This window comes from Streptomyces sp. NPDC087787, from assembly GCF_044743035.1.
Lineage (GTDB): Bacteria > Actinomycetota > Actinomycetes > Streptomycetales > Streptomycetaceae > Streptomyces.
On sequence record NZ_JBIUVQ010000020.1, the window covers coordinates 60,260 to 82,728 of the forward strand.

Annotated in this window: 22 protein-coding genes and 1 tRNA gene; 8 read left to right on the top strand and 15 right to left on the bottom strand. The window is 72.5% G+C overall.

The genetic code is table 11. From position 1 onward, the window contains the following. Positions 1–38: 38 nt before the first annotated feature. Positions 39–566, top strand: a complete 528-nt coding sequence (locus ACIOWN_RS28020; RefSeq protein ID WP_362353962.1) for an NUDIX hydrolase family protein — start codon at positions 39–41, stop codon at positions 564–566. A gap of 56 nt (positions 567–622) precedes the next feature. Here ACIOWN_RS28020 and ACIOWN_RS28025 read toward each other — a convergent pair whose 3' ends face one another. The 5 genes from ACIOWN_RS28025 to ACIOWN_RS28045 all read right to left on the bottom strand — a co-directional run bounded on the left by ACIOWN_RS28025 (position 623) and on the right by ACIOWN_RS28045 (position 5,798). After that, on the bottom strand, positions 623–2,089 hold the full coding sequence (locus ACIOWN_RS28025) for a sialate:H+ symport family MFS transporter (protein WP_362353964.1): 1,467 nt from the start codon (positions 2,087–2,089) through the stop codon (positions 623–625). A gap of 60 nt (positions 2,090–2,149) precedes the next feature. Next, complete coding sequence (locus tag ACIOWN_RS28030) at positions 2,150–2,833, bottom strand: N-acetylmannosamine-6-phosphate 2-epimerase (RefSeq protein ID WP_362353887.1); 684 nt, start codon at positions 2,831–2,833, stop codon at positions 2,150–2,152. Continuing rightward, entirely contained in the window at positions 2,830–3,774 is a 945-nt protein-coding gene (locus tag ACIOWN_RS28035) for an ROK family protein (protein WP_362353889.1), read from the bottom strand. Before ACIOWN_RS28035 ends, ACIOWN_RS28030 begins: the two co-directional genes overlap by 4 nt. Continuing rightward, a complete protein-coding gene (locus tag ACIOWN_RS28040) occupies positions 3,771–4,730 on the bottom strand; it encodes a dihydrodipicolinate synthase family protein (RefSeq protein ID WP_362353891.1) in 960 nt (319 codons plus the stop codon). The genes ACIOWN_RS28035 and ACIOWN_RS28040 overlap by 4 nt, the downstream gene beginning before the upstream one ends. A gap of 294 nt (positions 4,731–5,024) precedes the next feature. Beyond that, positions 5,025–5,798 carry an FCD domain-containing protein gene (locus ACIOWN_RS28045; RefSeq protein WP_362353893.1) on the bottom strand — a complete coding sequence of 258 codons (774 nt, stop codon included), beginning with the start codon at positions 5,796–5,798 and terminating at the stop codon, positions 5,025–5,027. Between the two features lie 153 nt (positions 5,799–5,951). Here ACIOWN_RS28045 and ACIOWN_RS28050 point away from each other — a divergent pair, with 153 nt between their 5' ends. The 5 genes from ACIOWN_RS28050 to ACIOWN_RS28070 all read left to right on the top strand — a co-directional run bounded on the left by ACIOWN_RS28050 (position 5,952) and on the right by ACIOWN_RS28070 (position 12,821). After that, a complete protein-coding gene (locus tag ACIOWN_RS28050; RefSeq protein WP_362353966.1) occupies positions 5,952–7,526 on the top strand; it encodes an ABC transporter substrate-binding protein in 1,575 nt (524 codons plus the stop codon). Positions 7,527–8,190: 664 nt separating this feature from the next. Beyond that, entirely contained in the window at positions 8,191–9,141 is a 951-nt protein-coding gene (locus ACIOWN_RS28055) for an ABC transporter permease (RefSeq protein WP_362353895.1), read from the top strand. 1 nt (position 9,142) lies between these two features. Then, positions 9,143–11,182 (top strand): dipeptide/oligopeptide/nickel ABC transporter permease/ATP-binding protein, encoded by a 2,040-nt coding sequence (locus ACIOWN_RS28060; protein WP_362353897.1) that lies wholly within the window; start codon positions 9,143–9,145, stop codon positions 11,180–11,182. Then, complete coding sequence (locus ACIOWN_RS28065) at positions 11,179–12,150, top strand: ABC transporter ATP-binding protein (RefSeq protein ID WP_362353899.1); 972 nt, start codon at positions 11,179–11,181, stop codon at positions 12,148–12,150. The genes ACIOWN_RS28060 and ACIOWN_RS28065 overlap by 4 nt, the downstream gene beginning before the upstream one ends. Positions 12,151–12,413: 263 nt before the next feature. Then, on the top strand, positions 12,414–12,821 hold the full coding sequence (locus ACIOWN_RS28070) for a hypothetical protein (protein ID WP_362353901.1): 408 nt from the start codon (positions 12,414–12,416) through the stop codon (positions 12,819–12,821). A gap of 56 nt (positions 12,822–12,877) precedes the next feature. Here ACIOWN_RS28070 and ACIOWN_RS28075 read toward each other — a convergent pair. Continuing rightward, positions 12,878–12,951, bottom strand: a tRNA-Pro gene (locus ACIOWN_RS28075). Positions 12,952–13,099: 148 nt separating this feature from the next. On the opposite strand from ACIOWN_RS28075, the gene ACIOWN_RS28080 reads away from it, so the two are divergent. Together ACIOWN_RS28080 and ACIOWN_RS28085 are read left to right on the top strand one after the other, a co-directional pair. Then, complete coding sequence (locus tag ACIOWN_RS28080) at positions 13,100–13,807, top strand: transketolase (protein WP_362353903.1); 708 nt, start codon at positions 13,100–13,102, stop codon at positions 13,805–13,807. A 54-nt stretch (positions 13,808–13,861) separates the two neighbouring features. After that, a complete protein-coding gene (locus ACIOWN_RS28085; protein WP_362353905.1) occupies positions 13,862–14,797 on the top strand; it encodes a transketolase in 936 nt (311 codons plus the stop codon). A 149-nt stretch (positions 14,798–14,946) separates the two neighbouring features. On the opposite strand, the gene ACIOWN_RS28090 is transcribed toward ACIOWN_RS28085, so the two are convergent. The 9 genes from ACIOWN_RS28090 to ACIOWN_RS28130 all read right to left on the bottom strand — a co-directional run bounded on the left by ACIOWN_RS28090 (position 14,947) and on the right by ACIOWN_RS28130 (position 22,406). Then, a complete protein-coding gene (locus ACIOWN_RS28090; RefSeq protein ID WP_401983665.1) occupies positions 14,947–16,383 on the bottom strand; it encodes an MFS transporter in 1,437 nt (478 codons plus the stop codon). Between the two features lie 123 nt (positions 16,384–16,506). Beyond that, positions 16,507–16,866, bottom strand: a complete 360-nt coding sequence (locus ACIOWN_RS28095; RefSeq protein WP_362353909.1) for an MmcQ/YjbR family DNA-binding protein — start codon at positions 16,864–16,866, stop codon at positions 16,507–16,509. 57 nt (positions 16,867–16,923) lie between these two features. Next, positions 16,924–17,826: a LysR substrate-binding domain-containing protein gene (locus ACIOWN_RS28100; RefSeq protein ID WP_362353911.1), complete on the bottom strand. Its 903-nt coding sequence runs from the start codon at positions 17,824–17,826 to the stop codon at positions 16,924–16,926. Between the two features lie 42 nt (positions 17,827–17,868). Beyond that, positions 17,869–19,068 (bottom strand): glycine C-acetyltransferase, encoded by a 1,200-nt coding sequence (locus ACIOWN_RS28105; RefSeq protein WP_362353913.1) that lies wholly within the window; start codon positions 19,066–19,068, stop codon positions 17,869–17,871. Between the two features lie 46 nt (positions 19,069–19,114). Beyond that, the gene (gene tdh / locus ACIOWN_RS28110) at positions 19,115–20,143 is read right to left on the bottom strand and encodes an L-threonine 3-dehydrogenase (protein WP_362353915.1); all 1,029 of its coding nucleotides are present in this window, start codon (positions 20,141–20,143) and stop codon (positions 19,115–19,117) included. 174 nt (positions 20,144–20,317) lie between these two features. Beyond that, the gene (locus ACIOWN_RS28115; protein WP_362353917.1) at positions 20,318–20,926 is read right to left on the bottom strand and encodes a GAF domain-containing protein; all 609 of its coding nucleotides are present in this window, start codon (positions 20,924–20,926) and stop codon (positions 20,318–20,320) included. A 73-nt stretch (positions 20,927–20,999) separates the two neighbouring features. Further along, on the bottom strand, positions 21,000–21,620 hold the full coding sequence (locus tag ACIOWN_RS28120) for an ATP/GTP-binding protein (RefSeq protein WP_362353919.1): 621 nt from the start codon (positions 21,618–21,620) through the stop codon (positions 21,000–21,002). Then, the gene (locus tag ACIOWN_RS28125; RefSeq protein WP_362353921.1) at positions 21,598–21,975 is read right to left on the bottom strand and encodes a DUF742 domain-containing protein; all 378 of its coding nucleotides are present in this window, start codon (positions 21,973–21,975) and stop codon (positions 21,598–21,600) included. Before ACIOWN_RS28125 ends, ACIOWN_RS28120 begins: the two co-directional genes overlap by 23 nt. Next, entirely contained in the window at positions 21,972–22,406 is a 435-nt protein-coding gene (locus ACIOWN_RS28130) for a roadblock/LC7 domain-containing protein (RefSeq protein WP_362353923.1), read from the bottom strand. Before ACIOWN_RS28130 ends, ACIOWN_RS28125 begins: the two co-directional genes overlap by 4 nt. Between the last annotated feature and the right edge of the window lie 63 nt (positions 22,407–22,469).

Below are 22,469 nucleotides of genomic sequence, written 5' to 3' on the forward strand. Positions count from 1 at the left end.
TCGAGCACCACTGAAAGTATGATCAAGCGATGTCTGACATGACCGAAACCACGCCCGGTTGGCTGACCACGGACGAGCTGGAGTCGGCGCGCGCCCGCATGCCGATCCTGTACGTCGAGGCGGTACCGGTGCGCGTCGACGACAGCGGCGAAGTGACCAGCATCGGACTGCTGCTGCGCATCGGACCGGACGGAACGGTCAGCCGGACCCTGGTCTCCGGCCGGGTGCTGCACCACGAGCGCGTGCGGGACGCCCTGCTGCGGCATCTGGAGAAGGACCTCGGCCCGGTGGCGCTGCCCCGCGTGCCGGCGTCCCTCCAGCCGTTCACCGTCGCCGAGTACTTCCCGACGGCCGGTATCACGCAGTACCACGATCCGCGTCAGCACGCCGTGTCGCTTGCCTACATCGTGCCGGTCGCCGGTGACTGCCGTCCCCGGCAGGACGCGCTGGACCTGGTCTGGTTCAGCCCGCAGGAGGCGGCCTCCGCCGCGCTCCACAGTGAGATGCCGGGCGGGCACGGGGTGCTGCTCAAGCAGGCACTGGCCCACGTGGGCCACGCGTACTGACGCGCTGCGGGGAGGGCGCCGGCATCACCGGCGGCCCCCTCCCCGGCTCGGCCCGGCTAGCCGGCGGTCGCGCGGGCGGCCGGGACGGGGCCGCGGTCCTCGTCCGTCACGAGGTGGTCGGCCGGGCCGTCCGGGTCGAGGAGCCGGCCCAGCCGGCCCGGCACGTCGAAGCCGACGAGGACCACGACGATCATCGTCCCGGCGAAGGTGAGGACGGCCAGCGCGTGGCCCAGGTCCATGCCGGAGGCGAGGCGGGCGCCGAGGACGGGCGCCACGGCGCCGCCCAGGGCACCCACGTTGTACGTGAAGCCCAGCGCGGCGGCCCGGGTGTGGGTCGGGAAGTGACCGCCGATGTACCGGGGCAGCAGGCCGGAGATGCCGAAGCTGGTGGCCTGGAGCACGAACAGCAGCACACCGAGCAGCGGCAGGCTGTCCCGCACCGCGAAGACCGGGAAGACGAAGGCCAGTGAGGCCAGCAGCGTGAAGGCGTACGCCTTCCTGGTGCCGATCCGGTCGCCCACGAACCCGGCCAGCCAGCAGCCCGCCATCGTGCCGAAGCCGGCGTAGTAGAGCGCGTCGGTGACCTGGCCGGCGTCGTAGCCCAGGTCGGTCTTCAGATAGGTGGGCAGCAGCGCCTGGATGGGCCAGGAGTACAGGAACGCGAAGAAGATCGTGACGATCATCGACACGTACAGCAGCCAGCCGCGGCGGCCGCCCAGCTGCACGGCGAAGGCGATCAGGCAGGCTCCGGCGAGCACCGACAGCACCGGTACGAGACCGTCGCCGAGCGGGGTGAAGACGGCGAAGAGCGAGACGGTGGCCGCCACCGCGAGCACCACGTTGACGGTGGCCCTGGACCGGGTGGCGAACAGCGGGCGGAAGGGGTTGGGCCGCCGCTCCCGCTCGGCGACCGAGGCCTTCCAGTCGGCGGCCTCGGGCAGCGCGCGGCGCATCCACAGCGCGATCAGGACGGGGATCAGGCCGAGGTAGAACATCCAGCGCCAGCCGAGCGACGGCACGACCCACTTGTAGACCTGGGCGGCCAGCACCGTGCCCACTGAGTAGCCGGAGATCAGGAAGCCGCTGGCCCGGTTGCGCATGCGCACCGGCCAGCTCTCCATGACGTAGGTGGCGCTGGACGAGTATTCGCCCGCCATGCCCATGCCGATGGCGAGCCGGGCGACGAACAGGCTGGTGTAGTCCCAGGCGAATCCGCAGGCGAAGGTGCCCAGGGAGTACAGCAGGATGCTGACCACCATCGAGAGCTTGCGCCCGAAGCGGTCGCCGAGGGCGCCGAGCAGCGCGCCGCCGAGCCACCGTGTGATGAACGCGGCGGAGACCAGGCTCGCCGCCTGGACGGTGTCGAGGTGGAAGTCCGCGCTGATCTCGGTGAGGACCAGGGTGATCAGCACGAAGTCGAAGCCGTCGAGGACGTAGCCGATCCAGGCGGCGAAGAACGACTTCCACTGACTGCGGTCCACCTGGCGGAACCAGGGCGGCTTGGATGGCGCGATGTGGTGCACGGTTGCTCCAGGATGCCGGACGGACTCGTCGCCGAGCACCGTCGGAAGGTAAAGACGCCTCTATCGACGTGTGAGGTGCGTCGCGAAGCGGTGGGTGAGGGCGGTCGGGGCGGTGATGGCGGTGCCGACGACCACGCTGTGGGCGCCCCGGGTGAGCGCTTCGGCCGCCTCCTCGGGGGTGCCGATCCGTCCCTCGGCGACGACCGGGGTACCGGTCGCGCGGGCGAGGGCGGCGACCAGCTCCAGGTCGGGGCCGGACTGGCGCGGGGAGCCGGGCGCGTATCCCGACAGGGTGGTGGAGACGAAGTCGGCGCCCTGCCCGGCGGCGAGCAGGCCTTCCTCCAGCGTGGCGACGTCCGCCATGACCAGGGCGCCCGCCGCGTGCACGGCGGTCACGAGGTCGGCGAAGGAGCCGCCGTCCGGACGCGGGCGGGCCGTGGCGTCCGCGGCGACCACGTGGGCGCCGGCCTCGGCGACGGCGAGGGCGTGCCGCACGGTCGGGGTGATGTAGACGCCGGTGTCGCCGTCCTTCCACAGCCCGATCACCGGAAGGGAGACGGCGGCGGCGACGGCGGCCACCACCTCGGGGCCGTTGACGCGGACGGCCGCGGCGCCGCCGGCCTCGGCCGAGCGCGCCAGCCGCACCAGGGTCGCGGTGTCGCGCATCGGGTCGCCCTCGGGGGCCTGGCAGGAGACGATCAGCCGGCCCGCGACGGCGGCTACGGGCGAGGGGGTCGTGGTCATCGGGGTCCTCCTGTGAAGTGCGGGGACGCGGTGCGGGTGAGCAGGGCCGCCCCCAGGACGGCCGCGTCGGAGCCGAGGCGCGGAGGGACCGGGCGCAGATGGCGCAGCGGGGCCATCAGCTCGGCGCGGAAGGCGTCGGTCAGCGCGGACCAGTACAGGTCGCCGATCCGGGGTACGCCGCCGCCGATCACGACGCGGTGCGGGCCGAGCGCGTTGGCCAGTCCGCCGACGGCGCTTCCCGTGGCCCGCGCCCCGGTGGTGATCGCCTGCCGTGCGGTGGCGTCGCCCGCGCCGGCGCGTTCCGCCACGGTCTGGAGGCGGTCGGCGGTGCGGCCGCTCAGGCGCTCGTACAGGGCCGTGATCGCGGGTCCCGAGGCGATCGCCTCCAGGTGGCCGCTGCCGCCGCAGGTGCAGGGCAGGCCGGTGGCCTCGGGGCTCGGCACATGACCGAGGTGGCCCGCGATGCCCGCGCTGCCGTGCAGCATCCGGCCGTCCACCGCGACGGCGCCGCCGACTCCGGTGCCCACGGCGACGTAGACGAGGGAGGCGTACGGGTCGCCGGCCTCGGCGAGTTCGGTGGCGGCCGTGGCGCGTACGTCGTTGTCGCAGGCGACCGGCAGCCCCGTACGGTCGGACAGGCCTGCGGCCAGCGCGGTGCCGGCCCATCCGGTGATGGAGTCGGTGGCGCTGGTGACGATGCCGGTGCGCGGGTCCACGACTCCGGCGGCGGCGACTCCGATCGCCCGGGCGCCGTCGTCCACCTCGCGGGCCGCGGCGGCGAGCGCGTCGAGCACGGCCGGCGCGCCCGCCCGCGCCGGTGTCGGGCGGGTGTGCCGGCGCAGCACCGTGCCGTCCGGGCCGACCAGGGCGGCCGCGATCTTGGTGCCGCCCAGGTCGAGTCCGATGACGGGAGTGGTGTGCGGGGCCGGGGTCCGCGTCATCGGACCGGGGTGAGCCCGGCGGCGCGCAGCCGCGCGTCGACCGCGGCTACGGGTGCGGCGCCGAGCTGGATCTGCGGGAAGGCGGTGTCGCCGCAGTCGATGACGCCCAGCAGTCGCAGCGCCGTCTTGAACGCGCCCAGTGCGGAGGAGCTGCGGCCCATCTCGGCCTCGGGGCCCGCGTCGACCATGGTGAACAGGCCGGTGAGCCGCTCCTGCTCCTGGACGGCCAGCGGCCAGTCGCCGGCCCGGGCCGCCTCGTAGAGCCGGACGTAGCCGGCGGGGTCGACGTTGCCGAGGCCGGGGACGACGCCGTCGGCGCCGGCCAGCAGGGCCGCGTCCACGGTCAGTTCGGAGCCGGTGAGGACGGAGAAGGCGGGGGCGGGTCCCTCGGCGCGGCCCTGGCGTCCGCCGAGTGCGACGAGCAGGCGGCGCAGGGAGCCCTCGTCGCCGCTGCTGTCCTTGAGCCCGGCCAGGGTGCCGTCGGCGGCCAGTTCGAGGATCAGGGCGGTCGACAGCTTGCTGTGCACGGAGACCGGCAGGTCGTAGGCGAACAGCGGCAGGTCCACCGTCTGGCGGATCCTGCGGAAGTGGGCGGCGATCTCCCGGGGGTGGGTGCGGGTGTAGAACGGCGCGGTGACGACCAGGGCGTCCGCGCCGAGCCTGGCCGCCTCGCGGGCGTGGTCCAGGACGCGGGGGGTGGTGGTGTCGATGACGCCGGCGAGGACCGGTACCCGTCCGTCGACCACGTTGACCACCGTCTCCAGGGCGGTGCCCCGCTGCTCGTCGGTGAGGTAGGCGACCTCGCTGGTCGAGCCGAGGGCGAAGAGCCCGTGGACGCCGCCGCCGAGCAGGTGCTCGACCAGCCGGGCCAGGGAGGCCGTGTCGACCTCGCCGTGGGCGTCGAGCGGGGTGCACACGGGCGGGACGACTCCGCGCAGGGGTGCGGTCAGAGGCATGGGGGCTACTCCATGGGCTGGGTGACGGAACTGCGAGAACTGTGGATCGCAGCCGGCCGCGAAAAGGACGTCAGATGTCTGACGTCTGAACCATAAGACGCGGCCGCCCGGGTCGGTCAAGAGGGGGATGGCTCACACTCTCGACTCAGACCCGGGCGGCAGGTCCCGCGTTGGGAACGACGTCCGGAGCCCGCCGGTACGGGCACGCGACTTCCGGCGACCGGTAAGGCGGTGCGCTCGGGCGGCTTCCGGTGACCGGTCAGGCGGCATGCCCGGGCGGCTTCCCGTGAGCTGTCAGGCGGTGCGTTCGGCCTCGCCCACCGCACCCCGGCCCGCGTGCGCCTGCGCCTCCGCCAGCCGCCTGCGCACCGGCGCGTAGTGGCCGGAGAGGGCGTGCACGAAGCCCTCGACGTCCCCCTGCCTGGCCGCCCGCACGATGGCACGGTGGTCGGCGATGGTTCCCGCCTCGGCCTCCTCGGAGATGCCCTCCAACTGGGGCGCGACGATGGCGTAGACGTCCCAGAAGGCCAGCGAGAGCTGGCTGACCAGCTCGTTCTCCAGCGGCTTCATCAGCCGCTCATGGAAGGACCGGTCGCATTCCGCGAAGCCGCGGTCGTCATGGGCGCCGCGCCGGTCCATCTCGTCGACGAGGGCGTCGAGGGCGTCGAGATCCTCGGGCCCGAGCGTCGCCATGATGCGCGCGGCCATGCCGCGTTCGATCAGCTCCCGCACCTCGATCAGCTCGGACAGGATCCGGAAGTCGTCCTTGGGGCTGAGCAGGCCACGGAAGGCCAGCCCCTCCACCAGCGCGGACAGGCTCAGCCGGCCGACATACGTGCCGTGACCGCGCCGCACCTCGACGATGTCCAGCACCGCCAGGGTCTTCACGGCCTCACGGATGCTGGACCGGCTGGCACCGAGGGCGGTGCACAACTCCGCCTCCGACGGCAGCGGGTCCCCCGGCTTGAGGTGATTGTCGAGGATGTAGCTCTTGATCGCCTCCGAGACCTCCTGACGCAGTGACGGCCTGACCGCCGCACGGACCTCTTGCGGACGCGACGAATTCACCTCTTGACCCCTTCTGCTCAATGAAGCTACCTTCACAGCCTATCAAGGTCGGACATCAGACGTCTGATGACGAGACCTCAATTCTTCTTTCGTTTCCTCGCTTTGTGCCGCCCCCAGGAGGGACCTCTCGTGTCGTACAAGACGCCCGTCGGCATGGATCGTCGCAGATTTCTGCGCTATGCGAGTGCCCTCGGGGCCGCCTCGGCCCTGACCGCCTCGATCTCCGCGTGCAGCGGCCCGGCCTCGACCGGCTCGGACGCCGGCGCGGGCGGCTCGGGAGGTAAGGACACCATCGAGACGGGCATCTCCTACGCCCTCTCGACCGGCTTCGACCCGATGACCGCCTCGGGCGCCACCCCGATCGCCGCCAACCTGCACGTCTTCGAGGGCCTGGTGGACCTGGATCCGGCCACCCTCGAAGCCCGGCCCGGCCTGGCCACCGCGCTGCCGGTCAAGGTGAACGCCACCACCTACCGCGCCACCCTGCGCGAGGGCGCCACCTTCCACGACGGCTCCGACGTCACCTCCGAGGACGTCGTCCACAGCTTCGAGCGGATCCTCGACGAGAAGAACGCCTCCCTGATGGCGCAGTTCCTGCCGTTCCTCGACTCGGTGAAGGCAGTCGACGCCAGGACGGTCGAGTTCAAGCTGAAGTATCCCTTCGCGCTGTTCCCCGGCCGTGTCTCGGTCGCCAAGATCGTTCCGAAGAAGCTGGTGGAGGCGGACCAGAAGGGCTTCGACGCCCTGCCGGTCGGCTCGGGCCCGTACCGGATGGTCTCGGCGACCCGCGAGGACAAGATCGTCTTCGAGGCGTACGACAAGTACAACGGCAGCCACCCGGCCAAGGCCAAGAAGATGGTCTGGCGCCTGGTCTCCGACCCCGCCGCGCGGGTCAGCGCCATGGAGTCCGGCCGCGTGCAGGCCATCGAGGACGTGCCCTACCTGGACGTGGACCGCCTCGCCCGGAAGGTGAAGGTCGAGTCCGTGCAGTCCTTCGGCCTGCTCTTCCTGATGTTCAACTGCAAGAAGAAGCCCTTCGACGACAAGCGGGTGCGCCAGGCGCTGCACTACGCGCTGGACACCGACAAGCTCATCACCACGGCCATGGCCGGCAACGGCACGGCCGCGCGCAGTTACCTCCAGCCCACCCACCCCGACTTCCACCAGGCCGCCACGGTCTACGGGCACGACCCGGCCAGGGCCAGGAAGCTGCTCGACGAGGCCGGCGCCAAGAACCTCTCGGTCACGCTGCTGACCACCGACACCGGCTGGGTCAAGGACGTGGCCCCGCTGGTCAAGGAGAGCTGGGACGCGATCGGCGTGAAGACCACGCTGAGCATCGGCCAGTCCTCCGCCCAGTACGCCAAGGTGGACGCCGGCTCCTACACCGTCCTGCTCGCCCCCGGCGACCCGTCCGTCTTCGGCAACGACGTCGACCTGCTGATGCGCTGGTACTACTCCGGACTGTGGCCCGAGAGCCGCTACGGCTGGGGCGGGACCGCCGAGTACAAGAAGGTCAACTCCCTCCTGGACAAGGCCGCCCAGGCCGCCGACGAGGCCACGCGCAAGGAGCTGTGGGGCCAGGCCGTCGACCTGGTCGCGGACGCCGCCGCCCTCTATCCCGTGCTGCACCGCAAGCTGCCCACGGCCTGGAACGACAAGGCGCTGCGGGGGTTCAAGCCCCTGCCGACGACCGGCCTGTCGCTCCTGGACGTCGGCCGCGCCTGACTCGCCGTCCGGCCCCGTCGCCACGGCGGCGCGCACGGTCACTCCGGCGGGGACCCCGCCGGACGGCTGCCGCGGCCACGGCACCGCCTGCCGGGCGGTGGCCGCGCGCCGGTGCCTGCCGGGCGGTGGCCGCGCGCCGGTGCCTGCCGGGCGGTGGCCGCGCGCCGGTGCCTGCCGAGCGGCTGACGCCGGCCCGTCGGCCGCCGGACGGCTGCCGGGCCCGCGGGCCTGCTGGGCGGCCGCCGTGCCCGGGGCCTGCTGGACAGCAACCGCAATCCGGTGCCTACCAGGCGGCTGCCACAGCTTGTCTGCCTGCCGAACGGCTGACGCCGGCCCCGGCGCCCGCCGGACGGCTGCCGTGCCCGGGGCCTGCTGGACAGCAACCGCAGTCCGGTGCCTACCAGGCGGCTGCCACGACCCGGCCCCGCTGGGCGGCTGCCACAGCTCCGGCGCCCGCCGGACGGCTGCCGCGCCCGCGGGCCTGCTGGGCGGCTGCCGTACCGGCGCTCGCCGGGCGGCTGACGCAACCGTGCCGTACCAAACGGCTGCCACAACCCGGCCCCGCCGGGCGGCAGCCGTGTCCGCCGAACGGCTGACACAACCCCGGCGCCCGCCGGACGGCTGCCGCAACCCCGGTGCCCTCCCCCTTCTCTAGGAACCCACGATGGTCACATTCCTCCGGCTCGCGCTGCGCCGTCTGGCGATCATGCCGATGATGATCCTCGGCATCACGCTGCTCGTCTTCGTGGTGCTTCAGTTCTCGCCCGTCGACCCCGCCTACAACGCTCTGGGCGACGGCGCCTCGGCCGCGGCCCGCGCTGCCTTCGCCGAGGCCAACGGCCTCAACGACCCGCTGCCGGTGCGCTACGTCCGCTTCCTCGGCCGGCTGCTGAGCGGAGACCTCGGCTCCACCGTGCCGCCCAGCCAGCCGGTACTCGACCGCATCTCTGTCGCGCTTCCCCTCACCCTCCAGCTCACCGCGCTCGGTCTGGTGATCGCGATCGTCCTCGCCCTCGTGCTCGGCGTGACCGGCGCGGTCTTCCGGGACCGCTGGCCCGACCAGCTCACCCGGGTGCTGTCGATCGCGGGCGTAGCGGTCCCGTCGTTCTGGCTCGGGGTGCTGCTCATCCAGCAGTTCGCCCTGAACAGCCCGGTGTTCCCCACCGGGGGCTACGTCAACCCGGCCGACTCCTTCAGCGGCTGGCTCAGGTCCCTGACCCTGCCGGCCTTCGCCCTCGCGGTCCCCGTCGCGGCCTCGCTGGCCCGTCTGGTGCGCACCTCCATGGTGGCCGAGCTGGACCGCGACTACGTACGGACCGCCACCGGCAACGGACTGCCCCGTCACGTCGTCGTCCGGGGCGTGCTGCGCAACGCGCTCATCACCCCGCTGACCGTGCTCGGCGTACGGGTGGGCTACCTGCTCAGCGGAGCGGTCGTGATCGAGACGATCTTCGACCTGCCCGGCATGGGCAAGCTGATCCTCGAGGGGGTCACCGGCGGCGACGTCGCACTCGTCCAGGGCACCGTGCTCACCATCGCCGTCGCCTTCCTGGTCGTCAACGTCGTCGTCGACCTGCTGTACCTGCTGGTCAACCCGCGTATCAGGACGGTGTGACATGTTCCCCAGAAGCGGTCTCGTCAGGAGACTGTCCCGCCCCGGCATCCGGTTCCGGGCGCTTCCGCCGTCCTCACGGCTCGCCCTCGGCGTGCTGGCGGTCGTGGTCCTCGCCGCCGTGTTCGCGCCGCTGATCGCCGCCGATCCGCTCGCCACCGGCGTCCCCGTCCAGGCGCCCAGCGGCGCCCACTGGTTCGGCACCGACCGGGTCGGCCGGGACATCTTCGCGCGTGTCGTCCACGGCGCCCGGTACTCCCTGGTCATCGGTCTCGGCTCGACCGCCGCCGCCCTCGTGCTGGGCGCCGTCCTCGGCTCACTCGCCGCCACCTCGCGCAAACTCGGCGACGAGTCGGTGATGCGCACCCTCGACATCGTGATGGCCTTCCCGCCGATCGCGCTCGCGGCCGTGCTGGTCACCGTCTTCGGCACCAGCCTGCCCGTGCTCATCCTCTGTATCGCGTTCGTCTACATGCCCTCGCTCGCCCGTGTGGTGCGCGCCAACGTCATGGCGCAGTACGGCGAGGACTACGTGGCCGCCGAGAAGGTGATCGGCGCCCGCCGCGCGTACATCGTCGTCCGCCACGTGGCCGTCAACTGCGCCGCGCCCGTCATGGTGTTCGCCACCGTGCTGGTCGCCGACGCCATCATCTTCGAGGCCAGCCTGTCCTTCATCGGGGCCGGCGTGCAGGACCCCGACCCCAGCTGGGGCAACGTCCTGTCCTACGGCCGGCAGATCCTGCTGTCGGGCGGCTGGTGGGCCACCCTGCTGCCCGGCCTTGTGCTGCTGGCGACCGTACTCGCCCTGAACATCCTGTCCGAGGGCCTCACCGACGCGGCGGCGGCCCCGTCCGACGCCCGCGCGGACGACGGGGATCCACAGCCGTCGGCGCCCTCCATGCCCGGGTCCGCCGCGTCCGGTGCGGCGGGGAGCACCGAGTCCGCCGGCGCGGCCGGTGCCTCCGGTGCCGCTGGTCCCGCCGCGAGCACCGACGCCGCCACGGACGTCGACGCCGCGCTCGCCCGGCTCTCCGCGCGTGTGCTGAGTGGTCCGTCCGCCGTCACTCCGGTCGCCGGCGACGCGCCCGAGCTCCTGGTCGTGGAGGACCTGACCATCCGCTTCCCGGACCGCTACGGCGACACCCGGGTCGTGGACGGCATCTCCTTCTCGGTCCGCGAGGGCGAGACCCTCGGCCTGGTCGGGGAGTCCGGATGCGGCAAGAGCATCACCAGCCTGGCCGTCATGGGGCTGCTGGCCCGCAACGCCGAGGTCGGCGGTCGCGTCGAGTACCGCGGCCAAAACCTCCTGGAGCTCGGCCCCCGGCAGCGCCGTGCCCTCAACGGCCCGGAGATCGCCATGGTCTACCAGGACGCTCTCTCCTCACTGAACCCCTCGGTGCTCGTCGGCCGTCAGCTCAAGCAGCTCACCAGCCGCGGCGGTACGCAGACCCCCGCGGAACTGCTCGAACTGGTCGGCCTCGACCCGCGGCGGACCCTGCGCAGCTACCCGCACGAACTCTCCGGCGGCCAGCGTCAGCGCGTACTGATCGCCATGGCGCTCTCCCGCAGCCCCCGCCTGCTGATCGCGGACGAGCCGACCACCGCGCTCGACGTCACCGTCCAGGCCCAGGTGGTGGAGCTGCTCGAACGGCTGCGCGACGAGCTCGGCTTCGCGATGATCCTCGTCTCCCACGACCTGGCGCTCGTCGGCGACCTGTCGCACCGGATCGCCGTGATGTACGCCGGCCAGGTCGCGGAGGTCGCCGAGACACGGTCGCTGCTGTCCGCGCCCGCCCACCCCTACACCCGCGGGCTGCTCGGCTCGGTGGTGTCCCTGGAGGCGGGCGCCGAGCGGCTGCACCAGATCCCCGGCATCGTCCCGGCGCCCCGTCGCTTCGGGGACGGCTGCCGGTTCGCCTCGCGCTGCGCCGCGGCCACCGACGTGTGCCGCACCACCCCGCCCGTCCCCGGCGGCGGGCCCGACCACAGCACCGCGTGCCACCACCCCGTGCCGGCCGCCATGCTTCAGGGGAGCAACCGATGATCCGGCTCGACCACGTTCACGTACGCCACAAGGCCCGCGGCGGCGGCCTGTTCGACCGCAGCCACGTGCACGCCCTGACCGACGCCTCGCTGGAGGTCGGGCGCGGGGAGATCGTCGGCCTGGTCGGCGAGTCCGGCTGCGGCAAGTCGACCCTGGCCCGGGTGTTGACGGGTCTGCAGCGGCCCACCGAGGGCACGGTCACCTTCCACGGCGAGGACCTGTGGACGATGCCCGGCGCCCGGCGGCGCGGCGAGTTCGGGTCCTCCGTCGGCGTCGTCTTCCAGGACCCGTCGACCGCCCTGAACCCGCGGCTGCCGGTTGGCCGGATCCTGCGTGACCCGCTGGACGTGCACCGGCGGGGTGACGACAAGGAACGCGACGCGCGGGTCGAGGAGTTGCTGGACCTGGTCGGCCTGCCCGCGCACACCCTGCGGGCCCTGCCGGGACAGCTCTCGGGCGGGCAGCGCCAGCGCGTCGCCATCGCCCGCGCGCTCGCCCTGGAACCGGAGTTGATCGTCGCCGACGAGCCGACCAGCGCCCTCGACGTGTCGGTGCGCGCGCAGGTCCTCAACCTCCTGGTGGACCTGCGGGACCGGCTGAACCTCGGCATGGTGTTCATCTCGCACGACATCCAGACCGTGCGGCACCTCGCCGACCGGCTCGCGGTGCTCTACCTCGGCCGGATCGTGGAGGAGGGCCCGGCGCGACGCGTCGCCGACTCCCCCGCGCACCCGTACACCCAGGCCCTGCTGTCGGCCACCCCGAGCCTGATGGAGCGCAGCGAACGCATCGTGCTGCACGGGCCGGTGCCGTCGGCGGTCAACCCACCGCCGGGCTGCCCCTTCAGCACCCGCTGCTGGAAGGCCGACGACGCCTGCGTGACGGCCTTCCCCGCGGCCCGGTCCGACCCGGACGAATCCCACCGGTGGCACTGCGTCCACCCGCAGACCGGGGACGACCGGCCGTAGGGAGGCCGTTGTGCAAGGGCCCTCTCCTCCGCCTTCCCGAGGCGGAAGAGAGGGCCCCCGGAGATCCGAGGCCCTCGGCGGTCACGGTCCGTCCGGCCCTGTGCCTTCGGCCCGCCGGGAAAGACTCGGCAGGATCAGGCAAGAGGCCGGGAGGATCCTGCTGTCCCGCCGGGGCGTCGGATTGGTTGCCTTGAGGTGTCACATTTCGTGTGGGGACTACGGGCCCCACGTGCGCAGGAGGCACATCATGAACGACCCCGCGCTTGGCGATCTGGACGGCCGCGCTCTCGCCGATACCGGAGCTGGCGCCAGTGACGACGGCTACCTGCGTCATCCCGACATACAGCTCCAACGAGCAGGGAGCCAAGCACACTGTCGCCCGGATCCAGCTACTGGGCGGCACCGCCGTGGCGCTGCCCCTCGGCATCGGGGACACAGCGGGATTCCCGGCCTTCCGTGAGGCTGTGGCCGATGCCCTGCGCGAGACATGGCAGCGGGGGACGTTCGACCACCTCGTCAACAACGCGGGCTTCGCCGGAATGGCGATGATCCAGGACACCGGTACTGGCTGCCACAGTCGCAAGCCGGCCATGATGCAGCTCGGCGAACGGGCCGATGCGTACAGGGTGTTCCGCCCTCAGCGTGCTGCGCGCCCCACGTTCCGAGAATGACCAAGGGCCGGTTTCGGATGTCTCCGAAACCGGCCCTGATCTGCGACTGTCTCCAGTCGGGACGACAGGATTTGAACCTGCGACCCCTTGACCCCCAGTCAAGTGCGCTACCAAGCTGCGCCACGTCCCGTTGCCCGTCTGACCTGGGGTTTCCCCTGGCTGAACGCGCAGGAAAACAATACCGCACTCAGGTCGGTGGTCGCGCACGGGTTTTGTCCGGGCGGTGACGGGGTGGCGCTACTTGACCTCAAGTTTGGTTGAGGTCACACGATCGTGGCATGACGATCATCGAGGAGACCGAACGCGCCCACGGCTACGGCGATCTGCCCGGGCTGATGGGGCTCATGACCGGCGACGAGAAGCACGGACCGGCGGCCACGTCCACGCTGGACGTGCTCTGGGTGCTCTACGACCGGGTGCTCAGGGTCCGCCCGGAGCAGCCGGACGACCCCGAGCGGGACCGGTTCCTGCTGTCGAAGGGGCACGGCCCGATGGCGTACTACGCGGTGCTCGCCGCGAAGGGCTTCGTGCCGGTCGACTGGCTGCCGGACTTCGGTACCTACGACTCCCCGCTCGGCCACCATCCGGACCGCACCCTGGTGCCGGGCGCCGAGATCGGCAGCGGGTCGCTCGGGCACGGACTGCCCATCGCCGTCGGCACGGCCCTGGGGCTGCGTGCCCAGGGGCTGAAGCGGCCCCGCGTGTGGGTGCTGACCGGGGACGCCGAACTGGACGAGGGCAGCAACCACGAGGCCATCGCCTTCGCGGGGCCCGCCGGACTCGAACAATTGCACACCGTCGTCGTCGACAACGCCTCCGCCAGTCATGCCCGTCCCGGGGGGATCGTGGCCCGCTTCGAGGTGGCGGGCTGGTCGACCGTGAGCGTCGACGGCCGCGATCACGAGGCGCTGTACGCCGCGTTCACCGCGCCGCATCCGGGGCGCCCGCACGTGGTGGTGGCCCGGGTGGAGCCGAAGAACCCGTGATCCAGAGGCGCAGAGCAGACCCCCGACTTCCCGACACAGAAAGGCCCGACCTTCATGGACACCATGCGTGACCGTCTCGCACCGGCCGTCTCGCGCCTGCTCGACGAGGATCCGCGGGTGGCGCTCGTCCTCGCCGAGATCGGCAAGGACGGTTTCACCGACGCGTGGCGCCGGCATCCCGACCGGGTGATCAACGTCGGCATCCGCGAGCAGCTCCTCGTCGGAGCCGGCGCCGGACTGGCGTTGACCGGTATGCGACCCATCCTGCACACCTTCGCGAGCTTCCTCGTCGAGCGCCCCTTCGAACAGGTCAAACTGGATCTGGGGCACCAGGGCGTGGGCGCGGTGCTGGTCAGCGCCGCCGCCTCCTTCGACTGGCCCGCGGGCGGCTACACCCACATGGCACCCGGCGACGTGGCACTGCTCGACACCCTGGACGGCTGGACCGTCCATGTGCCAGGGCACCCGGACGAGGCCGAGGCGCTGCTGCGGCACGCGGTCGCCGCGGGCGACGACAAGGTCTACGTACGGCTGTCCGTGCAGTCGAACGCCCACCGCCGCGCGGTCGACGGCGAGCACTTCGTGACCGTCCGCGAGGGCCGCTCGGGCGTGGTGGTCGCCGTCGGGCCCCTGCTCGACGCCGTGCTCACCGCGACGGAGGGCCTGGACACCACCGTGCTGTACGCGACGACCGTACGGCCCTTCGACGCGGCCGCGCTGCGCCGGGCCACCGAGGCCGCCGGTACGGACGTCGTCCTGGTCGAGCCGTACCTGTCGGGCACGTCGGCCTCGGCGGCGAACGACGCGCTCCGCGATGTGCCGCACCGCGTCCTGGGGCTCGGCGTGCGCCGCGCCGAGCTGCGGCGCTACGGGACCGCGGAGGAGCACACCGCCGCGCACGGGCTCGACGCCCGGTCGCTGCGGGAACGGATCTCTGCGTTCCTCGGGACCCGGGCCGGGGCGGGCATCGCAAGCGCCTCAGGCGCCTGAGGGCCTGTCCCCCGAAGCCGGTATCGGAAGGCTCGATGTCTGAAGGCCGATGCCTCAAGGGGGGCCAGCGCCTTCAGGGGCCGGTGTCTGAAGGCTTTCGCGCGAAGGCAGGGTGGCGGTGGCCGGCCCCGGGGCCAAAGTCGCCCCCGTCAGTGGGGTTCGGGCTGCGTCCGACCGGGTGCCGTCTCCACGGCCCCCTCGGGCGCGTGCGGGCCATGGGTGCCGCGTGCGTCGGCACGTATGAGGCCGCGTATCGCGGGCACCGCCAGCAGGATCGCCGGGACGACGAGACTCATCCCGGCGGACACCAGCAGCACATGGTCCGCGCCCAGGACGGTGGCGGCCGGGCCGGCCAGGGCCTGGCCCACGGGCATCATGGCGAGGGAGCCCGCCACGTCGTAGGCGTGGATGCGGTTGAGGACGTCGGAGGGGACCTGGGTCTGGACGCTGGTCGCCCACATCACGCCCCAGAACGACATGCCCGCCCCGGCGACGGCGGCGCCGGCCGCCATGGCCGGCACGCCGAAGCCGGCCCCGACCGTCGCCGGGAAGCCGACGAAGGCGAACAGGGCGAAAGCTCCGGCGCGGAGCATACGGCGGGGGCGCAGCCGCAGGGCGAGGAAGCCGCCGACGACGGTACCGGCGCCGAGGGCGGAGTTGATCAGGCCGTAGGCGCGCGGGCCGTGCTGCTGGACGACTTCGGTCGCCACCAGCGGGACGGTCGGACCCCAGACGGCGATCATGTACAGACACCAGACGGCGATGACGCCCCAGAGCCATGACCTGGCCCTGAACTCCCGCCATCCTGCGATCAGATCCGCTCTGAAGGCACCGGTCGCGGTGGCGTCCGGGGTGCTGGTCCGGGTGAGCGCGGGCAGCCGGAGCAGGAGCAGGCACAGGGCGCTGACCCCGTAGGTGGCGGCGTGCGCCGCGAACACCCCGCCGGGTGAGGCGAAGCCGACGAGCAGGCCCGCGGCGGCGGGGCCCGCGAGCTGGGCCGCGGACTCGGCGATGCGTATGGCGCCGTTGGCCGCCTGGACGTCGGAGGCGAGCCGGGGCACCGTGCTCGCCACGCCGGGCTGGAACACGGCGCCCGCCACGCCGTTGACGAGGCCGATCGCGCAGATCTCCCAGAGCACCACGTGCCCGGAGTAGAAGAGCACGGCGGCCAGGGACTGGGTGCCGACCCGCACCAGGTCGGCGCCGATCATCAGCTTGCGGGTGCTGAACCGGTCGGCGATGACCCCGCCGAAGACCACGAGACCGGCGAAGGCGGCGGCCGTCGAGGCCATGGCGAGGCCGACCGCGCCCGCACCGTACCCGTGCTGGAGCAGGCCCGCGGCGAGGGCGACCGGCAGCATGGTGTCGCCGAGCCGGGCGACGGCCCGCGCGACGAAGAACAGCGCGAAGTCCCGCGACCACACGGGCCGCGCCAGACCTCCGTCCCCCACTCCGGCTCCGGCCTCGACTCGGGCCCCCGCTCCGGCCCCAGCCCCGACCCCAGCTGCGGCAGCGGCAGCGAGCTCGTCCCGCCCCGGTGCCTCCCCCGTCGACGGCTGCGACGGCTGCGACGACGTCCCGGTCATCCCTGCGGCACTCCCCTCCCCGACCGATCCCCCACTCCCCGGCCGACCGCGGCCCCTCCCGCGCCGGCCTGCCCCACTGTCTCCGGATCATGCCACGGCTCGCTGACAACGCCCGAGGGGTTGTCAGGGGGCGGTGGGCAGTCCCAGCTCCGGATGGGCCTCGAGCAGCCGCGGCAAAGCCGCCTGGCGCCAGGAGTCCGCCAGGATGTCCCGCAGCTCGGCCTCGTCCTCCAGCGCCGCGAGCCGGACCCGTACCCAGGCGAACTGCGCCTCATGACCGGCGATCCAGAACTTCTCCGGCTCGGCCAGGACCAGTTCGTCCCGCTCCTCCTTGGGACAGCGCACGGCTATGGAGGTCTCCTCCTCCGGCAGGGTGGCGAACATCTTCCCCGCGACCCGGAACGTGGGCATGCTCCAGGCGGTCTTCTCGGTGGTGTCCGGCAGGGACAGGGCGATACGGCGTACGTCATGGGCATCCGGCATGCCACGCACGCTAACCCGTGCCACTGACAGCCGGCCCGAGGAAGCCGGGGACACCCCCTACGTCTGCGCCGCCTCGTCCAGGGCCTGGAGCACCGGGCGGATCAGCGGGTGCCCCTCGGCGCCACGGCGCACCGCCGCGAAGACCCGTCGGGTGGGCGCCACGCCGTCCACGGGCCGGACGACCACGCCGGTGAGGTCCATGCCGCGCAGCGCGGAGCGCGGGACGAGGGCCACGCCCGCGTCGGCCGAGGCGAGGGCCACGACGGCGCGGAAGTCGTCGGAGGAGTGTTCCAGGCGGGGCTGGAAGCCGGCGCTCTCGCAGGCCAGGACGACCACGTCGTGGCAGGGGTTGCCGGGGTAGGGACCGATCCAGGTGTCCTTGGCCAGCTCGGCGAGCTGGACCTCGGCGGCGTCGGCCAGCCGGTGGGCGACCGGAACGACCGCGTCGAACGGCTCGGCGTACAGCGGTACGTGGGTCAGCCGGGGGTCGTCGGCGGACGGCGCGCCCCGGTACTCGACGGCGACCGCCACGTCGACCTGCCGGTCCAGCACCATGGGCAGGCTGGCGTCGCCCTCCGCGTCCCGCACGCGGATGCGGATGCCGGGCGCCGTACCGGCCAGGCGGGCCACCGCGGGCGCCACCACCTGCGCGATGCCCGTGGCGAAGGCGGCGACCGTCACCGTGCCGGCCTCGCCGGAGCCGTAGGCGGCGAGTTCGGCCTCCGCCCGCTCCAGCTGGGCGAGGACCGCGTTGGTGTGGCTGAGCAGGATCTCCCCGGCCGGGGTCAGCCGTACGCCCTTGGCGCCGCGCTCGACCAGCCGGTGGCCGGTCTCCTGCTCCAGGGCCGTGAGCTGCTGCGAGACGGCCGAGGGGGTGAGGTAGAGCGCGGCGGCAGCGGCGGTCACCGTGCGGTGGTCGGCCACCGCACGGAGGATGTGCAGCCGCCGCGCTTCGATCATGCGAACGATTATCGCAAGACCTGGGACCGGGCGGTCTCCGGCTCAGCCCTCCAGCTCGGCGCGCGCCGCGACGAACGCGTCCACCGCGCGGTTCACGTCCTCGATGGAGTGCGCGGCGGAGAGCTGCACGCGGATGCGCGCCTGGCCCTGCGGCACGACCGGGTAGGAGAAGCCGATCACGTACACGCCGCGTTCCAGAAGCAGCTCCGCCATGCGGGCCGCCTCGGCCGCGTCGCCGATCATCACCGGGGCGATGGCGTGGTCGCCGGGGAGGATGTCGAAGCCCTCCTCGGTCATCCGGCGGCGGAACAGCGCGGTGTTCTCGGTGAGCCGGACCCGCAGGTCGTCCGCGGACTCCAGCAGGTCAAGGACCTTCAGGGAGGCAGCCGCGATCACCGGGGCGAGCGTGTTGGAGAACAGGTACGGCCGGGAGCGCTGGCGCAGCAGGGCGACGATCTCGGCGCGGGCGGCGACGTAGCCGCCGGAGGCGCCGCCGAGCGCCTTGCCGAGGGTGCCGGTGATGATGTCCACGCGGTCCATGACGCCGTGCAGTTCGGGGGTGCCGCGGCCGCCGGGGCCGACGAAGCCGACGGCGTGGGAGTCGTCGACCATGACCATGGCGTCGTAGCGGTCGGCGAGGTCGCAGATCTCGCGCAGCGGCGCCACGTAGCCGTCCATCGAGAACACGCCGTCGGTGACGACCAGCTTGCGGCGCGCCCCGCCCTCGGTGGCCTCCTTCAACTGCCGCTCCAGGTCCGCGAGATCGCGGTTGGCGTAGCGGAAGCGGCGGGCCTTGGACAGCCGGATGCCGTCGATGATCGAGGCGTGGTTGAGGGCGTCGGAGATGACCGCGTCCTCGGGGCCGAGCAGCGTCTCGAACACGCCGCCGTTGGCGTCGAAGCAGGAGGAGTACAGGATCGTGTCCTCCTGGCCGAGGAACGCCGACAGCCGGGCCTCCAGCTCCTTGTGCACCTCCTGGGTGCCGCAGATGAAGCGCACGGAGGCCATGCCGTAGCCCCAGCGGTCCAGGGCCTGGTGGGCGGCGGTGACGACCTCGGGGTGGTCGGCGAGGCCGAGGTAGTTGTTGGCGCAGAAGTTGAGGACCTCGCCGGGGCGGCCGCCCGCGGTGACCTCGACGGTCGCGGACTGCGGGCTGCCGATGACGCGCTCGGGCTTGTGCAGCCCGGCGGCGCGGATCTCGTCGAGGGTGGCGCGCAGGTCGTCGCGCACGGAGTCGAACATCAGGGTGCTCCTTGAAGGTGCCGGCGGAAGAGAGTGAGGGAGGCGGTCACGCGGTCCAGTCGAGGATGATCTTTCCGCCCTTGCCGCTGGCCGCGTCGGTGAAGGCCTCCTCGAAGTCCTCGTAGCCGTACCGGCCGGTGACGACGGGAGCGAGGTCGAGGCCGCCCTCCAGCAGTACCGACATGGCGTACCAGGTCTCGAACATCTCCCGGCCGTAGATGCCCTTGATGGTGATCATCGAGGTGACGACGCGGGCCCAGTCGACGGGGAACTCCTGGGCGGGCAGGCCCAGCATCGCGATCTTGCCGCCGTGCGTCATGTTCGCGATCATGTCGCGCATCGCCTCGGGGCGGCCGGACATCTCCAGGCCGACGTCGAAGCCCTCGCGCAGGCCGAGCGTGCGCTGTCCCTCGGCGATCGTGTCCTTGGAGACGTTGAGGGCGAGGCTCACGCCGATCTTGCGGGCCAGCTCGAGGCGCTCCTCGCTCACGTCGGTGATGACGACGTTGCGCGCGCCGGCGTGCCGCGCGACGGCCGCCGCCATCAGGCCGATCGGGCCCGCACCGGTGATCAGGACGTCCTCGCCGACCAGCGGGAAGGACAGCGCGGTGTGCACGGCGTTGCCGAACGGGTCGAAGATCGCGGCGATGTCGAGGTCGACGGGGACGCGGTGCACCCAGACGTTGGCGGCGGGCAGGGCGACGTACTCGGCGAACGCGCCGTCGCGTCCGACCCCGAGGCCGATGGTGGCCCGGCACAGGTGGCGGCGTCCGGCCAGGCAGTTGCGGCACTTTCCGCACACCAGGTGGCCCTCGCCGCTGACCCGGTCGCCGGGCTTGATGTCGTCGACGTCCGCGCCGGTCTCGACGACCTCGCCGACGAACTCGTGCCCGACCACGAGCGGGGTGCGGATCGCCTGCTGGGCCCAGCCGTCCCAGGCCCGGATGTGCAGGTCGGTGCCGCAGATGCCGGTCCGCAGGACCTTGATCAGTACGTCACCCGGTCCGATGACGGGCTCGGGGACGTCCGCGAGCCACAACCCGGGCTCCGCCTTCTGCTTGACCAGCGCCTTCAACGCTACCGCTCCTGTGGTTCCGGGCCCCGGGTCAGGGCGTGCCAGGGCAGCCCGCGTCCGGGGGAGGGGTGGATTCCATCAGCAATCTGCCGTACGGCGGCACGCCGGTCCATCGAGGATTTCTTAAGCACGGCCACAGCTCCGCTTCACACCGTTCCCGGGCGTCGCCACAGGTCAGAACAGGAAACCCTCGGGCTCCCGGCGTTCCAGCCGGGGGGCGAGTTCCGCGGCGGCCGCCTTGATGGTCCGCAGCCCCTCCCGGCCCCACGGCCGCGGTTCGACGTCGACGACGCACACCGTGCCGAGCACCATCTGCGAACTGTCGATGAGCGGTGCGCCCAGATAGGAGCGGATGCCGAACTCGTCCACGATCGCGTTGCCCGCGAACCGCGGATAGTCGCGCACGTCCTCGAGGACCAGGGCCTTGTGCCGCACCACGACATGCGGGCAGAAGCCGTAGTCGCGGGCCAGCCGGCGGCCCAGCTCACGCCGGCCTCCGTCGCCGTCCCCTCCGGCGTCGGTGCCGGTGTCGGTGTCCACGCTCAGGACATCGCGTTCGGGCCGGTGCAGCCCGGCGAAGAACTGCCCCCGCTCGTCCAGGAAGTTGACCATCGCGTACGGCGCCCGGGTGAACGCGGCGAGGCGGTCGGCGAAGGCGTCGAGAGCGGGCTCGGACCGCTCCCCCAGGCCCAGGCGGCGCAGCCGCTCGGTGCGGGCGGGGGCGTCCTTGTCCTCCGGGGTCAGCAGCAGGCGACCGGCCGGGCGGAGCGGCTCGTAGCTCATGGCCGGGCTCCGTCGCTGTCGTCGTATGTCATGTACGGGCTCCCTGACGGTGTGCGGGGTCAGTGTGCCGGGGTCATCCGTGCGCGCCCCGGGCCGGCGCGGGGACGGCGGGTGCGTGGGCGAGGAGATGCCGGACGAGGGTCAGCAGGGTCTGGATGCCTGAGCTGGAGATACGGGCGTCGCAGCGGACCACGGGGATCCGCGGGTCGAGGTCGAGGGCCGCGCGCACCTCCTCGGCATCGTAGCGGTGGGCGCCGTCGAACTCGTTGACGCCGACGACGAAGGCGAGGCCGCGTCGTTCGAAGAAGTCGACGGCGGCGAAGCACTCCTCCAGCCTGCGGGTGTCGGCGAGGATCACCGCGCCCAGGGCGCCCTCGCACAACTCGTCCCACATGAACCAGAAGCGCTCCTGGCCGGGCGTGCCGAACAGGTAGAGCACGTGCCGCGGGTCCAGGGTGATGCGACCGAAGTCCATCGCGACGGTCGTCTCGACCTTGTTCTCCACGCCGTCGAGGTTGTCCGTGGCCGCGCTGACCGTGGTGAGCAACTCCTCCGTGCTCAGCGGCGCGATCTCGCTGACCGCGCCGACGAAGGTCGTCTTGCCCACCCCGAACCCTCCCGCCACCAGGATCTTCAGCGCGGTGGGGAAGGGGCCGGGTCCGTCGTCGTAGTCAGAGCTGTCGTCGTAGTCCATCGAGCACTGCCTCCAGAAGAGCCCGGTCGGTGGGGTGGTGGTGGTACGCGGGCGGCCCGGTGGTCAGCGCCCCGCAGTCGACGAGATCGGACAGCAGCACCTTGGTCACCACGGCCGGCAGCTTCAGATGGGCGGCGATCTCGGCCACCGGGAGGGGGGCGCGGCACAGGTCGAGTGCCTGGCCGTGCTCCGGGCCGAGGTGGACCGGCGGCGCCGCCCCGGTGGCCATCACCTGGGACATCAGGTCGAGCGCGATGCTGGGCCGGGTACGGCCGTCGCTGACGGTGAAAGGACGCACCAGCCGTCCGGCCGCGTCGTCGAGCCAGGGCCTGTCGCCGGCCGCCGCCGCGCTCAAGGCCGCAGCGCCCGGGATTCGGCGGAATGCTGCCGGGGCGCGGTCTCCAGGTAGGGGCGGACGCTCTTGACGAGCATCGCCATCTCGTAGCCCAGCACGGCCGCGTCGGCCTCGCGGCCCGCGAGCACGGCCAGGCAGGTGCCGGTACCCGCGGTGGTGACGAACAGCAGCGTCGCGTCCAGTTCGACGACGACCTGACGCACCTCGCCGCCGTCGCCGAAGCGGACGCCGGCGCTGCGGCCGAGGGAGTACAGACCGGAGGCCAGGGCGGCCATGTGGTCGGCGCTGTCGTGGTCGAGGCCGTGCACGGACTTCACCAGTCCGTCGCAGGACAGCAAGACCGCGCTGGTGGTGTGCGGTACGCGCTGCACGAGGCCGCTCATCAGCCAGTCGAGGTCGGAGACACGGCCGGTCGGCGCATCGCTCGCCATGGTGGATCGACTCCTTGGGGTCCGAAGGTCTGCGCATGCTCTGGGGTCGGGGGTGGTGGCCGG